Source organism: Carnimonas nigrificans ATCC BAA-78, from assembly GCF_000526695.1.
Lineage (GTDB): Bacteria > Pseudomonadota > Gammaproteobacteria > Pseudomonadales > Halomonadaceae > Carnimonas > Carnimonas nigrificans.
Window position 1 is genome coordinate 63,131 of the sequence record NZ_JAGO01000016.1, and the last position, 16,680, is coordinate 79,810.

The following is a 16,680-nucleotide window of genomic DNA, read 5'->3' on the forward strand; positions in this document are numbered from 1 at the left end:
GCCTGCCACGGCAGCGCTCGGCCAGAGACACCCAACAACAGGAGTACAGCATGAGTGAGAACGCCCCCTGGCAACAGTCGCTGCCCGACGAGCAGTTTGAGCTGATCAAGGAAATTCTGGCAGCCCCAAGCCCGGTAGGTCTGGAAGGCGCCATGACCTACGGCGTACTGAAGCCACGCCTGGAGAGCGTCAAGCTGGATGATTGGCACATTCATCAGTTCAAGGGCAACGCGGGGATCGTGCTTGATACCCACCCTGGGCGCGATGATCTGTTTTCGATCATGCTGATTGGGCACGCAGACAAGATTCGTATGCAGGTTCGCTCGATTGGCGAAGATGGCAAGATCTGGGTCAATACTGACTCGATGCTGCCTAATGTGCTGGTCGGCCATGAAGTCTCGCTTTTCAGCGAAGATCCACAGCAGCCCGGCCAGTACCGCCGCATAGATGGCGGCACCGTCGAGGCGCTGGGCGCGATTCACTTTGCCGATGCAGCCACACGCAGCGGCGAACGCGGTATTCGCAAGGAACAGATCTACGTTGACCTGCAAATCTGGGGCGAAAACAAGAAGCAGCAGGTGCTGAATCTGGGTATTCGCCCTGGTGATTCGATCATTTTCAACCGCCCTGTGAAGCGCGGCTTTAGCCCCGACACCTTCTATGGTGCCTATCTCGATAACGGTCTCGGCTGCTATGTCACCGCAGAGGTGGCGCGCTTAATCGCGGAAGCAGGCGGTACTGACAAGGTACGTGTACTGTTTGCCATGGCGACCCATGAAGAGATCGGGCGCTTTGGCAGTCGCGTGCTGGCCGGCAGCTTCAAACCTGACGCGGTGGTCGGTGTCGATGTCAACCACGACTATGTGGCCGCACCCGGCATTGGCGACAAGCGCGTACAGCCGCTGGAAATGGGCAAAGGCTTCACCCTGGCAGTCGGTGCAGTCACCAGCACCACCCTGAACCACTTCATCCAGAAGGCCGCCAACGAGCACAATATCCCGATGCAGCTTGATGTTACCGGTCGCGATACCGGCACCGACGGCATGGCCGCCGCGCTGGCTTCCGTGGATAGCGCCGCCACCTCGGTAGGCTTTCCGATCAGAAACATGCACACCATCTCGGAAACCGGCAACACCCGTGATCTGGTCGCGGCCATTCACGCCTTGACCCGCACGATCCAGCTACTGGATACGCTGCCCGATGCCCGCGCCGCCTTCACCGATGGGCATGTGCGCCTTGATGAAGTCACCACGCTTACTCATCAGGGAAGCAATAAGCCCTGATACCCAGCGTATCGAGCAATCATCCAACGCTCTGCTGATAGTTCGGCAGAGCGTTTTTTATGACAGGCCGCTCAAGATACGCGAGGAACAGCCCTCCGACAGCAGTACCACAAACAAAAGGCCCGGAAGTGTTTCCCGAGCCTTATCAATCAGTACAGCGTCGTTAATGTATCGCCCGCATTACCAGATTTGCACACGCTGCTTGCCGCTGCGCACCATTTGATCGCCAGGCTTGCATTGGAAGGTATCAGCAAAACCTTGCATGTTGGAAGGTGCGCCAATCGCACGCAGCGAGGTGGGCGCATGGGGGTCAACGGTCAGCAGCATGCGTTGATACTGCGGCAGCGCCTTGAAACGCCAGACGGTGGCAAAGTTGAAGAAGAAGTTTTCATCACGGCTATGGCCGCCCACCATGGGGTCCGGCTGCCCTGCTTTCGCTTTTTGCAGCGCGTCATAGGCAGTATTCAGCCCGCCCAGATCAGCGATGTTTTCACCAAGCGTCAGATGACCGTTCACCGGCTGTCCATTGACCTTGTAGTGATCGAACTGCTCGACCAATCCTTGCGCCAGCGCATCAAAGTGCTTCTTGTCCGCAGGCGTCCACCAGTTCTCGAAATTGCCATGGGGGCCAAAGCGAGCGCCCTGATCGTCGAAGCCGTGGGTCATTTCGTGACCGATCACCGCTCCAATGCCGCCATAGTTGAAGGCGATATCAGCATTAGGGTCGAAGAATGGCGGCTGCAAAATGGCGGCAGGGAATACCACTTCATTGGCTAACGGATTGTAGTAGGCATTGACCGTTTGCGGGGTCATTCCCCAATCGTTGGGGTCTACCGGCTGCCCTACCTTGGCCAGATCCCACTTGAAGTTGAAGCGCTGCGCGGCACGGATATTGGCTAGATAATCGCCGTCTGACGTAGTCAGCCCCGACCAGTCACGCCATTTGTCGGGATAGCCAACGCGTGGGGTGAACGCCTTCCATTTCTCGATGGCGCGCGCCTTGGTCTCATCACTCATCCAGTCAGCCGCTTCGATACGCGCTTTCAACGCCTCGGATAGATTGCCCACCAGCGTCTGAATCCTGGCCTTGGCATCACCGGGGAAGGCAACTTCTACATAGCGTTGCCCCATGGCCTGCCCCACGGAATCATTGATCTGGCTCAGCACCCGCTTCCAGCGCGGCGTAATCTGCTTCTGACCGCTCAGTACCTTGCCATAGAAATCGAAGCGCGCATTGGCGAAATCATCGCTCAGATAGGAAGAAGCATCATTCAAGGTGTGCGCCTTCAGGTACGCCTTCCATACCTCGACAGGCGTTGACGCAAGCTCATGATCGAGCGCCTTGAAAAACTCAGGGTTCACCAGCGATACCTTATCCTGCGTATCGACATTCAGCCGCTGCAACAGAGTGGTCCACTTGATATGCGGCGTCAGCGTATCGGCGGCGCTCACGCTGATAGGATTATAGGCCAGCGAAGCATCCCGCGACTGCTGTTCCTGGGAGTAGGATACCCTGGCAAGCCGTTTCTCCAGCGCCACCACCTGCTCTGCCTGCAAGGCCGCCTGGCGTGCTTCTGTACCGGAGAGCCTGAGCAGCCTCGCCAGATACGCCTGATAGGCGTTCAGGTCATCGGCGTGACGGGCGTCGGTGTAATAGTTTTTATCCGGCAGGCCCAGACCGCCGGTATCAATATAGAGAATATTGCGTTTGGGATTCTTGAAGTCAGAGCTGGCCCCCATATCGAATAGCAGGCCATCGCCCTCCTGCAAGCGATCTTCGAGTAGCTGCACCACCTCCGCTGAAGATGACAATCCGTCAATGGCAGCCAGCTCCCCCTTGATCGGGGTAATCCCCAATTGATTGATGTGGGCTTCATTCATGCCCGACCGCCAGAAATCGTGCAGCAGCTTGTCAACGCCTGCGGCATTATCAGCCGCGCCAGCCTGCTCAGCGATCTGCCGCTGAATCCCCAGCGAGCGTTCAGCCAGTGAATCAAAAGCGCCCCAACGGGGCCGATCCGACGGAATCTCCGCTTTATCAATCCATTTCTGGTTAACGTAGGCATTCAGGTCGGTACAGGCACTCAGCCGTTCATCCAGATCGTCGGGAGAGAACTGGATAAGCGCCGGCAGCTTCTGCTGATCAATGTGATAGTCCACCGAACTTTGCGAAATCGGCTGATCGGCCATGCCATTACTCCCGGAATGGCTTTGGCACCCCGCCATGGTCAGTGCAATGGCAGCGCCCAGCGCCGTGCGTTTAATGAAAAAAGCGCTCATCAGTTTTGCGCGAGAACCCCCGTACTTTTAGTGCGGGGAGGGATAGCGCGCAGCCATCAGGCTGCCCAGTATCTCGCTTCCTCCGTTTTGGTTGGCTATCCTTTGGTTGTCTTTTTGACCTACCGACGGGCTGTCGGGATGTTAAGCCTGCGGAGAGGATGTGGGGGACGTGAGGTTGGCTCACCACCGTAAAAATCTCCTCTCGGGACATTTGCGGCGATAACCAGGCCATTTCCCTCGGGCAATCCTCTGTGAAACAGGAATTCCCTTCCTTCAGGGAGAGGAGCAGTCAAGGAAGCATCGTTCCTCTTGTTTTGGATAAACGGTGTTACCGCATGGTCGGGCACGTTTTGCACCAGTCAGCGGCGAGTATTCCTTCCTCTGTGCCCCTTATAAAGCACCCAGCGGTTGCACGCCATAGCACCTTGAGCGTCCTGCCAGTAGCGCACGCCATCTGGCAACAGATTGAACATGTTTATTGCGCGAAGATAGTTCGACTGCAATGCCAGTGCAGCAGTCAGGCCATTGCCTCTCTCCTTGTCCCTTTCCATTGGCCCTCTCATAAAAAACCGCCATTGCCTCGGCAACAGCGGTTTGATGGGTCATGCAAGGCTCTGCATTACTCAGGGCCTGGTAGCAGCACTTTCAGGGCCTGCTGCATCCACCCAACTGGGGTACTGGGCGCGGCGATTCCATACGGCATAGTGCAGCCGTGACAGCATCACCGGATCATCCAGCAGCGCGACCTTGAGCGGTGCAGGAAAGCGCTCAGGCCCAGCGGCCAGCGCCTGACGCACGATCTCCTGGCGCCGCGCATTCAGCAGCTCCGACTCACGGTGGCGGGCAAAGCCCATGGCGCACGCGACGGCATTGGCGACCGGCGATACCACACTGTCAACGAAGCTGGGGCCAAGCCCGCGCTCGCGGCCAAGCTGATTGAACTTCCAGGTGCGTCGCAGCACGCGAGCAGGATGCGCTTCATCGGGCGTCAGGAACAGACGGCGATTGCGCGCACCAATGCCAAGATTGACGCGGCTGGAAATGACCGACACCGGAATCGACAGCACCAGCGCCCCGACAATAGGTGATAGCCACATCAAAAAGCGCGGATCGAGCCACAGCACCACCAGAATCCAGACAATGCCCAGCAGGGTTTGTCCCATATGACGCTTGGCCGCATCTCCCCAACTGGTTTCACCGCCGGCACGGTCGGGCGACTTCCATTTGGCCTTGATGCCAAACAGCGCACCAAAGACGAACTTGGTGTGAAACAGCATACGCACCGGCGCCAGCAGCATCGAGAAGAGCGACTCGATCACCATGCTCACGAACAGACGCAGCCGTCCGCCATATTGATCCGCGCCCTTGCAAGCGATCAACAGCACGCTAAGAATCTTGGGCAGGAACAACAGCGTGAGCGTGGTACTGAAAAGCCCCACCGCACGCCATGGATGCCACTCGGGCCAGCTCGGGAATAGCTGCATCGGCTGGGTGAAGTACTGGGGCGTCGAGAAGGTAGACACGGCCAGCATCGCCGTCGAGAGCAGCAGGAAGATAAACCACAGCGGTGCCGACAGATAGGACATCACGCCGGTTACAAATACCGCGCGGTGAACCGGGTGCATGCCTTTCACGAACAGCAGGCGCACGTTCATCAGGTTGCCGTGGCACCAGCGCTGGTCACGCTGCAACTCTTCCAACAGGTTAGGCGGCAGCTCTTCGTAGGAACCCGGCAGGTCATAGGCGATCCACACGCCATAGCCAGCGCGCCGCATCAATGCAGCTTCCACGAAGTCGTGAGAAAGAATTTCACCGGCCAACGAGCCTTTGCCGGGCAGCGGTGCCAGCGAGCAATAGCGCATGAAAGGATCGACGCGAATGATCGCGTTATGGCCCCAGTAGTGCGACTCACCCAGCTGCCAGAAGTGCAGGCCCGCAGTAAACAGCGGCCCGTATACCTTGGAGGCAAACTGCTGAAGGCGCGCATAGAGGTTGGTTGCCCCCGCTGCGACCGGCGCACTCTGAATCAGACCGGCGTTGGGGTTGGCTTCCATCAACTGCACCAGACGTGTCAGACACGCGCTGGTCATGACACTGTCCGCGTCCAGTACCAGCATATAGCGGTAGTTGGCACCATAGCGGCGCAGCCAGTCATCAAGGTTACCGCTCTTGCGTTTGACCCTGCGACGACGACGGCGGTAGAAGATGTTATCAAAGCCATCCACTTCGCGGCATAGCCGCAACCACGCGGTCTGTTCCGCAACACAGGTATCGGGGTCGGCGGAGTCACTACAGATATAGATGTCGAAGTGATCGAGCTTGCCAGCGTCCTTGAGCGACAGATAGGTCGCTTTCAGTCCCGCGAAAACGCGATTGACATCCTCATTGAAAATCGGCATCAGCAGCGCTGTCTTCGCTTCTGCCGCAATGGGCGCATCGTCGGGAATGGATTTCGCATTGATCGAATAACGATCACGGCCAGTCAACAGCTGATAGAAACCCATCAATGCTGTCCAGAAGCCTGACGACACCCAGGCAAACAGCACCGCGAAAAACACCATATTGGTCATTTCAAGCGCTGTACTGCCGCGATTGGGCAGGATGGTAGACATATAGCTGACCGCCAGCGCGCTCTGGGCAATCACCAGAAACAGCAGAATCCAGCGGCGAATGCTACCGACAATACGCCAGCGTGGGCGTGACGGGCGATCGGTGGACTCACGCTTGCTGCGCCATGGGCTGACCTTGCCGCGACGAAGCTGCACCCCTTTGATCATGCGGGCGAAAACGCCGGTCGTCCACGGCTTGGGGCCCATCGGCAGACGATTGATGGGCGGCAGTGTTAGCAGCTGGGCGCGCCCTGCTGGGTCGGTACGCAGCACGCCTGGCGGTGCCAATGGCGTGGCACCGTAGGCAATTTCAATACGCTTGAGCACCGAAGCGCTGGCCGGGTCGGCGGCATTCAGCTCGCCACCCGCCAGGGTTTGCTGTACCTGCTCGAATGTCTCAACCGATGCCGCTTCACGTTGCAGTGTTTCAGCCTCGGCGCGATCATTCGCCTGCTGAGCAAGACGCTGCAGATAAAGCGCAGCGGCATTATCGGCGGATGCGGAAATGTCAGTCATGAGGTTGCTGCACCATGCTCCAGGTTTCAGATAGACGACGGCCGGTGCCATCCTTGATGAACGCATTCATCTCAACCGGCTTCGACGCATCCTTCGCCGTAACTTTCAGGATAACGCGGAAACCATCACTGACCGGATTACGCAGCACCTGACGATCAACAATATTACCGTTGTCGCCTGCGCTCGCTTCAACGCTCACACCGCTGTTGGCATCCAGATCCTTGAGGTTCGGCCCCTTGAAATCGACGATATAGGCAGTAGAACCATCCGCCTTGCGCACCAGGTTATCCTGAGTGGTCTCACCCACCGAGCGACGGGTCTGGTCAACCCAGGCCAGATCCGGGTTTTTCAGGCGCTGTTCGTTTCTGGTTGCCACCATGCGGTAGTTGAAGTTGATCGGCTCGCCTACCGGCAGATCAGCATCAGGCTTCCAGTACGCAACGATGTTGTCGTTGGTCTCATCCGGCGTAGGAATCTCGACCAGCTCGACATTGCCCTTGCCCCAGTTTTCCAATGGTTTGATCCAGAGGCTGGGACGCAGCTCATAGCGATCGTTGAGATCCTGATAGTTGGCAAAGTTATGGCTGCTTTGCAGCAATCCAAAGCCGCGCAATCTATCAACCGGAATGTCGGAAATGTTCAAGCGCTGCGGATTCGCCAACTGACGCCACTGCCACTGATCCTCACCGTTATCGTTGGCCGTCTGAATCGCCAGACCATCGGCATCGTGAATAGCAGGACGATAATTGACCTGCGAGGTCGGCTGCGCCGGGCTGAACAGGTACATGCTGGTCAGGGGCGCAATACCGATCTTCTCGACGCTATTACGCAGGAACAGCTCGGAGCGCACATCCACCACGGTGTCGGCACCAGGGCGCACGACAAAGCGATAGGCACCGGTCATGCTTCTGGAGTCGAGCAGCGCATAAATGACCAGATAAGGATCATCCTTCTTCGGCTTGGCGATCCAGAACTCCTTGAAGCGCGGGAATTCCTCACCGGATGACAGAGCGGTATTGATCGCTACACCGCGACCGGAGCTGCCGTAGCGCTGATTGCCGCCAATGGCACGGAAATAGCTGGCGCCCAGGAACACCATCATCTCTTGCTTGCTGTTGCCGGTGAGCTTGTGGTTAACGCGAAAACCAGCGTAGCCGTCCACATCCTGAAGGCTGGAAGGGTCAACACCGCTATCGCCGAAGTTGAACTGGTCAGGGCTGTAGGTAAGGGGTTCTACCTGCCCTTCATCCACCTGATTGATCTTGACCGGCGTGTCATAACGCATGCCCTGATGGAAGAAACCAATATCAAAGGGCAAGTCTTCGCTGCGCCACAGCGACGCATCAGGCTTGAATTGAATATCGGAATAATGCTTGAAATCGAGCTGCTTGAGACTATCGGGAAGATTGCTGGAAGGAGCGGAATAACTTTCCTGCGACAAGCTGCGCGCCTGATCGGCAACATCTTCGAAATTGAAGGCAAAAGCCAGCTGGGCGCTAAAAAAACCGGCCAGCCCAACGCACAGCGCCGCGATTCGCGTTTGCCGACGACGTTTAGGGCCAACTTGATAAGATTGAATGTGCACAGGCACGTAAAACTCCTTAACTGAAAACCAAGGCTGCCGCCACGTTGATGCATTTTATTGTAGCGGATCAGACAACCAAATTCAGTTGCTCTAGCCAGACGCAAAGAGCAAGTGGCATATATCGGCAGCGACGGTACAGCATCAAAGGGCCACTTTCACTTGAGTAGCGAGAAATAACCCTCAACACGACTACCGCCAGAACTGCCGCTGCCAATAACAGCGCGTTATTGCCAACCGCTGAACTTCCCAGCAGCGGGTCTGCCTTATATACCCACCGCTACCCTTCCATTAAATTCGCTGGCCGCATCATCATGGGGAGAGCAGACACTGTTAAACAGTTCAGCATAATGACGTGCTGCCTTTATAAATGCCAGTCGCGACAACGTTGGTTTACACAGTTAATACAGGCTGCAAAGACGGTGTTACCCAATACACGCCCATCAGGTACAGCATCAGGCATGCCTGTCTATCTGCAAAACCTGATGGCGTGAGGGCTGGCATGGCATTTCTGCCTCCCCTGCGCTCCCTACGACATTGATTTCCCACAAGGAAGGCTGCCAGGGCCGTGGTGTCAGGGCCATGATGGTGGGATTGCCAGCGCCTTTGTTAAACTAAGCGCTATTTCAACCAGTTACTACGCGACAGGACATTATTGGCATGAACTACACCGGAGCCCACGTCAGCGCCGCTGGCGGCGTTGCCAATACCATTGGCCGCGCCGTAGAGATTGGCGCCAACGCCTTCGCGCTGTTCACCAAGAATCAGCGCCAGTGGCACGCCAAACCGCTTGACCCCGCCCAGATCGAAGCCTTTAAGGAAGCCTGCGATCAGCACGGCTTTGGCCCTCGACAAATCCTTCCCCATGCCAGCTATCTGATTAATCTGGGCCATCCCGATAGCGCGGCACTGGAAAAATCGCGCGCGGCCTTTATCGACGAACTTGAACGCGCCGAACAGCTGGGCATCCATTTGGTCAACTTTCACCCGGGCAGCCATCTGCGCAGGCTATCGCCCAGCCAGTCGCTGACACTGATCGCCGAATCCATTAATCAGGCGCTGGAGCGCACCGCCTTCACCACGGCAGTCATTGAAAATACTGCTGGTCAAGGCAGCAACCTTGGCTATAGTTTTGAGCAGCTTGCCGAAATTATTGATCAAGTCGAGAACAAGGAGCGGGTAGGCGTCTGTATTGATACCTGCCACGCCTTTGCAGCCGGCTACGAGCTTACCTCTACCGCTGGCGCCGCTCGGGTGTGGGATGACTTCGAGCGTATTGTCGGCATGGAGTTTCTGAAAGCGCTTCATGTCAACGACGCCAAAAGTGCTCTCGGTAGCCGCGTCGATCGTCACGACAGCCTGGGAGATGGCAACATTGGGCTGGAGGGCATCGGTGCCTTTATCAGCGATACGCGCCTCGATCAGCTTCCGATGATTCTGGAAACCGTCGAGCCGGCACGCTGGCCCGAAGAGATTAGCTGGATGAACGCGCAGCTTACCCCCAGCGCTGACGCCTGGTCATCACAAAAGCGCCCTTTACCCTCACCATAGTGGACACTTCATGCACGATTTTTTTGCTCAGATAGGCGCAGCCATTGGCGCTGTTTTACGCACGTTGATCGAGTTGTTTCAGGCTCTCTTCTCCTCTGTTGGCGATAGCTTCAAAGGATTTGCCGGCGGCCTGGGCGATGAGCTGGGCGTTGGTCACTCGATTTTCAGTATCGTCATCGCCATTATTGGCATCGCGCTGGTGATCAAAGGCATTCGCCAGTTGATCGGGAAGGCGTTTATCGGCGGCATCATCTGGCTATTGATTGGGGTAAGTCTGCTCGGTTTTGTGACCCACTGAGGCCGACAATGCTCGAAACAGTGCTCAGCGTATTTCGAATGTTGCGTTAAAACGGTTTCAATGGCTAAATGCGCAGTAGTTTATTGCACAATAAAAACAAAATACGACATAAGATTTCAGGAGAGTAGAATGAACCCGGCTGAGCCCACTTTTTCGCTAGACAGATACGACCGTAGAATTCTTGAAGTACTACAGCGCGATGGGCGCATCAGCAACCAGGAGCTTGCCGACCGTATTGGCCTTTCACCATCCCCTTGTCTCAGGCGTGTTCGTGCGCTTGAAGAGAGCGGCCTGATCAGCGGCTATCGTGCTGAAGTCAGCGCCAAGCAGCTGGGCTTGAAGCTGATGGCGCTGCTGTATATTTCCATGGATGAGCACACCCCCGAACGCTTCGCCCAGTTCGAAAAGAAAATTGCCGAGCTGCCCCATGTCATCGAGGTGCTGCTGGTCACCGGTCAGGAAGCCGACTATCAGCTTAAGGTCACGGTGCGCGATATGGACGACTACCACGACCTGCTGTTGAACCGAATCACCCGTATCGAAGGCGTTACCGGCGTGCAGTCCAGTTTCGTACTGCGCAAGGTGTTCGACAATCCTCTGCCGCTGGAATAACCCTTCAACCCGCTATTTTGCAAATAAACGACCCCGCAAGGTTGGCCAACCTTGCGGGGTCGTTTATTTCAATGCGACACCAATCCGTGAAATCCGTTACCCTTCAAGCTCCTGACGCACAATCTCAGCACCGGCGCTCAGCGCCTTGAGCTTGGCGCTTGCCACCTTGCCCGGCAGCGGTGCCATGCCACAGTTAGTGCATGGATACAGCTTGTCCGCATCCACAAACTGTAGCGCCTTGCGCAGGGTATCGGCCACCTCCTGCGGTGTTTCAACGGTGTGGGTTGCCACATCAATGGCCCCTACCATCACTTTCTTGCCGCGCAGCAATTCGATCAGCTCCATGGGCACATGGGAGTTCTGGCACTCCAGCGATACCATGTCGATAGCCGAGCGTTGCAGTTTGGGGAAGACCTCTTCGTACTGGCGCCACTCATTCCCCAGCGTTTTCTTCCAGTCCGTGTTCGCCTTGATACCGTAGCCATAGCAGATATGCACGGCGGTCTCGCATTTAAGGCCGTCGATGGCGCGCTCAAGGGTCTCGATGCCCCAGTCATTGACTTCATCGAAGAACACATTGAAGGCAGGCTCGTCAAACTGAATGATATCTACGCCAGCCGCTTCCAGCTCTTTCGCTTCCTGATTGAGAATAGTGGCAAATTCCCATGCCAGCTTTTGGCGGCTCTTGTAGTGACCATCGTAGAGGGTATCAATCATGGTCATGGGGCCAGGCAGCGCCCATTTGATCGGCTTACGGGTCAGCTGGCGCAGGTATTTGGCATCTTCGACAAACACCGGCTGCTGACGGGAAACCTCGCCCACCACACTCGGCACACTCGCATCGTAACGGTTGCGAATACGTACCGTTTCGCGCTTTTCAAAATCAACACCGTTAAGGTGCTCAATAAAGGTGGTCACGAAGTGCTGCCGGGTCTGTTCGCCGTCGCTGACAATATCAATGCCCGCCAGCTCCTGCTCTTGCAGCACCAAACGCAAGGCGTCCTGCTTGCCTGCGGTCAGTACATCGCCCTGCAACTTCCAGGGAGACCAGAGTTTTTCAGGCTCGGCGAGCCAGACGGGTTTGGGTAGACTGCCTGCCGTGGCTGTCGGTAATAGCTTTTCACGATGGCTTTTCACGCTAGATAATCCTGTGCCGGAGAGTTCTATTCTGGATAATGCTGTCACTGTTGCTCGATCAAATCGTGTAATCGCTGGCCCACTGATCGAGTACCCGCTGATACGGCTTGATAAACTGCTCTTCGGTAAATCTTCCCTGCTGCACCGCCAACTGACTGCGCTCCTCGCGATCATAAACAATGCGGGTCAGCGAAAAATCCTGATGATCGAGGCTGGGCTGGAAACACTTGCTGGCCGCTGCATTGGCGTTATAAATCTCGGGGCGATAAATACGCTGGAAGGTTTCCATGGTGCTGATGGCGCTAATCAGCTCAAGATTGGAGTAATCACTCAACAAATCACCGCGGAAATAGAACGCCAGTGGCGCTACGCCATTGGGTGGCATGAAATAGCGAATTTTCAGCCCCATTTGGGCGAAATAATGATCCGTCAGTGAAAACTCATCCTGACGATATTCCACTCCCAGAATCGGGTGATAATTCTCGGTGCGATGATAGGTTTTGGTACTCGATACACTCAGGCAAATCACCGGCGGCTTGCTGAAATGCTCCCGATAGGTGGATGAGTGTATAAAGCTGTCGAACAGTTTGCCGTGCAAATCGCCAAAGTTATCGGGAATGCTGAACTGCTCTTTGTCCTTGTTATGTTCCAGCAGCACTACGCTGAAATCATAATCACGCACGTAAGAAGAGAAATTATTGCCCACCATACCTTCCAGACGCTGATCGTTAAGGCGATCGTGAATGGTGGTTTTCAAGGTTTCAATAATAGGGAAGGTCTCTCCCTTCCCTTCAATGTCAGCATCTACCGAGAGAATATCCAGCTCCACAGAGTAACGATCACCGTTAGGATTATCCCAGTGCGCCAGCTCATTAAAGCGATGATTGACCATCGCGAGCGTATTGCGCAGATTGGCCTGGCGGCTCTCGCCTCGTGCAAGGTTGGCAAAATTGGTGGTAATGCGGGTGTGATCAGCGGGCACATAGTGTTCATCGAAGCGAACCGTATTCACGCTGAAAGTGATGCCGTTATTCATGTCAGCCAAGGGCCTCTGCTTATATCAGAAATCGTTCCAACTGTTTCGGGCGCTTTTTTGCTCCGGCATCCGTTGTGCCACCTCCTGCTGACAGGGCGAGCATCGCTGAACAGTCGTGATGGGTTCTTTATACAGCCCCACGAACATGAGAAAAAATGATTTATCCTCAAAACAAAGTGAATGTATTTCATGATTTGAATTCAGGCAGTGACAGCGAGCGTACCAACAGTCGCCTGATACCTCTCGGAATGCGCTTCATGCCATGGTGCTACGCCCAAGCGCTGACAGACGCCAGCACATAAAAAGCGCCGCATCGACTCATTCGATACGGCGCTTTCTCTCACTTCATCCTTCTTATATTACTCTGGCGTGGCCTACTCACTGCCAGCCAGAGTGAGCCACATCAGGCTGCGCTCAACGCCTTCTCGACGATTTCAAACAGATTTCGCGACAGCGGCTCACGACGAATGCGTTCAAGCTGCTCGCGCATCAACTGCTGGCGCTCTTCATCAAGGCGTTGGTAGCGCGTTAATGGCACCACCATCCGCGCGGCAATTTCAGGATTCAGGCGATTCAGCTCAATCACGACATCGGCCAGAAGCTGATAGCCCGCGCCATCAATGCGGTGGAAGTTGACCCGATTGGTGGCAAACGCCCCTACCAGCGCCCTCACCTTGTTGGGGTTCTTCAGCGAGAAGGCAGGATGCTGCATCAGGAATTTCACGCGATCAAGCACATCGGGCTGCGGGCGAGTCACCTGAATGCCAAACCAGGCATCCATCACCAACGAGTCGTGACGCCACTGCTCGCCGAAGCGCTTCACGGCATGATCGGCCTGCTCGCGGTTATCGCTATGCACCAGCAGCGTCATGGCTGCCCGCACATCGGTCATGTTGGCATCCGCGTCAAACTGCTGACGCGCCAGCTCAAGCCCTTCATCGCGACCGTTGGCGCAGAGATAACCCAGCGCCACACTCTTGATCGCTCGCTGCGCACTCTGTTCAAAGTCCGGCACATAGGGCGCATCGCTCTGATGCTGACGGTAAAGCGCAAGAAATTCCGCGTAAAAGGTATCGCCCAGCGCTTGATATACAAAATTGCGCGCCTGATGAATGGCATCAATATCAATACGCTGCTGGAAACTCGCCACATACTGCTCACTAGGCAGGGTGAGCATTTCGGCCAGCACTGCGTTGTCATCACTTGGCGTTGACACCAGCGCCGCCACCACATCCGCCAGCAGTGGATCAAGAGTTGGAGTCTGTTGCTGCTGAATGGCGCTCATGGCTGACTCAATGGCGCGCCGCATGAGCTGCTGCCCGGCGTCCCAGCGGTTGAAGCCATCTTCGTCATACTTCATCAGCAGCGCCAGCGCCGCGGGGGAATAGTCATACTGAAGCTGAACAGGTGCCGAAAAACCACGCAGCAGTGACGGCACAGGGCGGCTCGGAATCTGCTCAAACACGAAAGTGTGTTCAGCATCACGCAGCTCGACCACCGTATCGGTGCCCAGCACCTTGCCATCCACCGTCAGCGCCAGCGCTTCGCCCTGCTCACTGAGCAAGCCAAGCCGCAGCGGTATATGCAGCGGCTGTTTGGTATCGGCGGGCTGCCCCGGTGTGGCGGGCGTGTGTTGCCGCACGGTCAAGCGGTATTGCTGCGCCGCTGCATCATACTCATCGCTGACCTCCAGCACCGGCGTGCCCGCCTGAGCGTACCAGCGCATGAATTGGGTAAGGTCAATCTCACCGGCTTCGGCCAGCGAGTCGATAAAGTCTTCTACCCGCACCGCTTGACCATCAAAGCGCGAAAAGTAGAGATCCGTCCCTTTGCGATAGGCCGTTGGCCCCAGCAGGTGCTTGAGCATTCGCACCAGTTCAGCGCCCTTCTCATAAATGGTCAGGGTGTAGAAGTTCGAGATTTCGATAAAGCTCTCGGGCCTGACCGGATGGGCGGTCGGGCCGGCATCTTCGGCAAACTGATGGGTACGCAGGAAATTGACATCCTGAATGCGCTTGACCGGTGCCGAGTTGATATCCGCCGAGAAGGATTGATCGCGGAAGACGGTCAGCCCCTCCTTCAGCGCTAGCTGGAACCAGTCACGGCAGGTCACGCGATCCCCCGACCAGTTATGGAAATATTCGTGGGCAATAATGCCTTCAATGCGCTGAAAGGCAGCGTCGGTCGCCGTTTCGGGGTTTGCCAGCACCGCGGCGCTGTTGAAGATATTGAGGCCCTTGTTTTCCATCGCCCCCATATTGAAATCGCTGACCGCCACAATCATGAAGAGATCGAGATCGTACTCGCAGCCATAGGTCTCTTCATCCCAGCGCATGGCGCGCTTGAGTGCGCCCATGGCGAACTCGGTCTTGTTGATGTCCTGCTGCTCGACCCAGATTTGCAGCGTTACCTTGCGACCGCTCATGGTGATGAAGTGATCTTCACGCTTCTCAAGATTCCCTGCCACCAGCGCAAACAGATAGCTGGGCTTGGGGAATGGGTCCTGCCAGGTCACGTAGTGGCGACCATTGGGCAGATCGCCGGACTCGATCGGGTTGCCGTTGGAGAGCAGCACCGGCAGCGACGCACGTTCACCTTCGACGGTAACGGTATAAGCTGCCATCACATCAGGATGATCGGGATACCAGGTGATGCGGCGGAAGCCTTCCGGCTCGCACTGGGTGCAGAACATGGAGCTGGAACGGTACAGCCCTTCCAGCGCCGTATTGCCAGCCGGATCAATACTCACTTCGGTGGTCAGCTCAAAACGCTCCGCCACCCTCAACACATCAAGGGTCTCCCCCTCGATACGATAATCGCGCCCCTCTTCAAGCGGCTGACCATCGACAGCAATGGCGTGCAACGTTAGATCGACACCATAAAGGCGCAGTGGCAGCCCTGTTTCTCGCGCCGGATTGTGGCGCACGGAGAGCGTGGCGTGCACGCGGGTATCGTGGTCATCAAGCACAAATTTAAGGCGAACCTCATCCACCCAGTAGGCCGGTGGCTGATAATCCTTCAGATAGATAGTGCGCGGTTCGGACATCCAAGCCTCCCTTGATAAATGCAGCAATGCACAATGATGCTGCCATCATAAGGGATTCAGCAGTTGAACGCAGGTCTTGAGCCTGGCGTGCATCCTAAGTCTTTCGGCAGGCTATTGAAGGGGCACAAGAAGAGTGACACCGAGAGAGAATAGAGAAGAATGAGGCTGCTTGCGGTCAGGGCGCTTCCCTCACCTATGGGAGAGCCTTTCTCCCCTCAGCCCAGCGGCTTGATCATGCGCCACGCCGCACAGCCGTCGCTGTAGTAATGCTCAATCCAGCCTTGCGGCAGCCAGCCCAGCCGCCGATACAGGGCCAGTGCAGCACGATTATCGGCGCGCACTTCCAGCATGGCGCTGGTGCAGCCTTGTGCGATTGCGGCGTTTTCAGCCGCATGGAGAAGCTGCCGAGCCAGCCCCTGGCGCTGCGCCCTGGGATCAACGCAGAGCGAATAGAGGCGTGCCTTGCGGCTATTACGACGCAGCAGCAGCATCGCGTAGCCCCACAGGTATTGGCCGGAGAGCGCTTGTTGGCCGGCACTTTCGACCACCAGCGTCATGGCGTTGGCTCGCGTCAGCAGGTGACGCCACTGGCTACGCGAGAAGGCAACGTCATCCTCGAAGCAGTCGAATTCAAGCTCTTCCAGCTCATCAAGATCGGAGAGCTGCGCCTGACGAATGACCATGGAGGAAAGAGCGCTAGCGCTTATGGCAGATAAGGAAGGTGATGGGT

At 56.4% G+C, this 16,680-nt stretch carries 11 protein-coding genes; 4 read left to right on the forward strand and 7 right to left on the reverse strand.

Annotated features, from left to right (window positions below; all coding sequences use genetic code 11):
• The first annotated feature begins 50 nt into the window (after positions 1-50).
• The gene (locus tag L881_RS0111135; RefSeq protein ID WP_025733774.1) at positions 51-1,283 is read left to right on the forward strand and encodes a M20/M25/M40 family metallo-hydrolase; all 1,233 of its coding nucleotides are present in this window, start codon (positions 51-53) and stop codon (positions 1,281-1,283) included.
• A 180-nt stretch (positions 1,284-1,463) separates the two neighbouring features.
• Here L881_RS0111135 and L881_RS0111140 read toward each other — a convergent pair whose 3' ends face one another.
• The 3 genes from L881_RS0111140 to L881_RS0111155 all read right to left on the reverse strand — a co-directional run bounded on the left by L881_RS0111140 (position 1,464) and on the right by L881_RS0111155 (position 8,273).
• On the reverse strand, positions 1,464-3,563 hold the full coding sequence (locus tag L881_RS0111140) for a M13 family metallopeptidase (RefSeq protein ID WP_025733775.1): 2,100 nt from the start codon (positions 3,561-3,563) through the stop codon (positions 1,464-1,466).
• Between the two features lie 623 nt (positions 3,564-4,186).
• Complete coding sequence (gene mdoH, locus L881_RS0111150) at positions 4,187-6,688, reverse strand: glucans biosynthesis glucosyltransferase MdoH (RefSeq protein WP_051464880.1); 2,502 nt, start codon at positions 6,686-6,688, stop codon at positions 4,187-4,189.
• Positions 6,681-8,273, reverse strand: coding sequence for a glucan biosynthesis protein G (locus L881_RS0111155; protein ID WP_245587970.1), 1,593 nt, complete (start codon positions 8,271-8,273; stop codon positions 6,681-6,683). Before L881_RS0111155 ends, mdoH begins: the two co-directional genes overlap by 8 nt.
• A gap of 657 nt (positions 8,274-8,930) precedes the next feature.
• On the opposite strand from L881_RS0111155, the gene nfo reads away from it, so the two are divergent.
• From nfo to L881_RS0111170, 3 genes are all read left to right on the forward strand, one after another.
• Complete coding sequence (nfo, locus tag L881_RS0111160; protein ID WP_025733779.1) at positions 8,931-9,821, forward strand: deoxyribonuclease IV; 891 nt, start codon at positions 8,931-8,933, stop codon at positions 9,819-9,821.
• A 10-nt stretch (positions 9,822-9,831) separates the two neighbouring features.
• Positions 9,832-10,119, forward strand: coding sequence for a hypothetical protein (locus L881_RS0111165; RefSeq protein ID WP_025733780.1), 288 nt, complete (start codon positions 9,832-9,834; stop codon positions 10,117-10,119).
• Between the two features lie 129 nt (positions 10,120-10,248).
• Positions 10,249-10,731: an Lrp/AsnC family transcriptional regulator gene (locus L881_RS0111170; protein ID WP_025733781.1), complete on the forward strand. Its 483-nt coding sequence runs from the start codon at positions 10,249-10,251 to the stop codon at positions 10,729-10,731.
• A gap of 96 nt (positions 10,732-10,827) precedes the next feature.
• Here the strand turns inward: L881_RS0111170 and L881_RS0111175 are convergent, their stop codons facing one another.
• From L881_RS0111175 to L881_RS0111195, 4 genes are all read right to left on the reverse strand, one after another.
• Positions 10,828-11,868 carry a methionine synthase gene (locus tag L881_RS0111175; RefSeq protein ID WP_025733782.1) on the reverse strand — a complete coding sequence of 347 codons (1,041 nt, stop codon included), beginning with the start codon at positions 11,866-11,868 and terminating at the stop codon, positions 10,828-10,830.
• A 58-nt stretch (positions 11,869-11,926) separates the two neighbouring features.
• Positions 11,927-12,904 (reverse strand): DUF1852 domain-containing protein, encoded by a 978-nt coding sequence (locus tag L881_RS0111180; RefSeq protein WP_025733783.1) that lies wholly within the window; start codon positions 12,902-12,904, stop codon positions 11,927-11,929.
• A 403-nt stretch (positions 12,905-13,307) separates the two neighbouring features.
• The gene (gene pepN, locus L881_RS0111190) at positions 13,308-15,950 is read right to left on the reverse strand and encodes an aminopeptidase N (RefSeq protein WP_025733784.1); all 2,643 of its coding nucleotides are present in this window, start codon (positions 15,948-15,950) and stop codon (positions 13,308-13,310) included.
• Positions 15,951-16,165: 215 nt separating this feature from the next.
• On the reverse strand, positions 16,166-16,633 hold the full coding sequence (locus L881_RS0111195; RefSeq protein WP_025733785.1) for a GNAT family N-acetyltransferase: 468 nt from the start codon (positions 16,631-16,633) through the stop codon (positions 16,166-16,168).
• Positions 16,634-16,680 lie beyond the last annotated feature (47 nt).

What these genes read in the sequence shown, in the direction of transcription:
- L881_RS0111170 (WP_025733781.1), top strand. Translation starts at nt 10,249, where the DNA reads ATGAACCCGGCTGAGCCCACTTTTTCGCTAGACAGATACGACCGTAGA.
- mdoH (WP_051464880.1), bottom strand. Translation starts at nt 6,688, where the DNA reads ATGACTGACATTTCCGCATCCGCCGATAATGCCGCTGCGCTTTATCTG.
- L881_RS0111165 (WP_025733780.1), top strand. Translation starts at nt 9,832, where the DNA reads ATGCACGATTTTTTTGCTCAGATAGGCGCAGCCATTGGCGCTGTTTTA.
- nfo (WP_025733779.1), top strand. Translation starts at nt 8,931, where the DNA reads ATGAACTACACCGGAGCCCACGTCAGCGCCGCTGGCGGCGTTGCCAAT.
- pepN (WP_025733784.1), bottom strand. Translation starts at nt 15,950, where the DNA reads ATGTCCGAACCGCGCACTATCTATCTGAAGGATTATCAGCCACCGGCC.
- L881_RS0111180 (WP_025733783.1), bottom strand. Translation starts at nt 12,904, where the DNA reads ATGAATAACGGCATCACTTTCAGCGTGAATACGGTTCGCTTCGATGAA.
- L881_RS0111195 (WP_025733785.1), bottom strand. Translation starts at nt 16,633, where the DNA reads ATGGTCATTCGTCAGGCGCAGCTCTCCGATCTTGATGAGCTGGAAGAG.
- L881_RS0111135 (WP_025733774.1), top strand. Translation starts at nt 51, where the DNA reads ATGAGTGAGAACGCCCCCTGGCAACAGTCGCTGCCCGACGAGCAGTTT.
- L881_RS0111140 (WP_025733775.1), bottom strand. Translation starts at nt 3,563, where the DNA reads ATGAGCGCTTTTTTCATTAAACGCACGGCGCTGGGCGCTGCCATTGCA.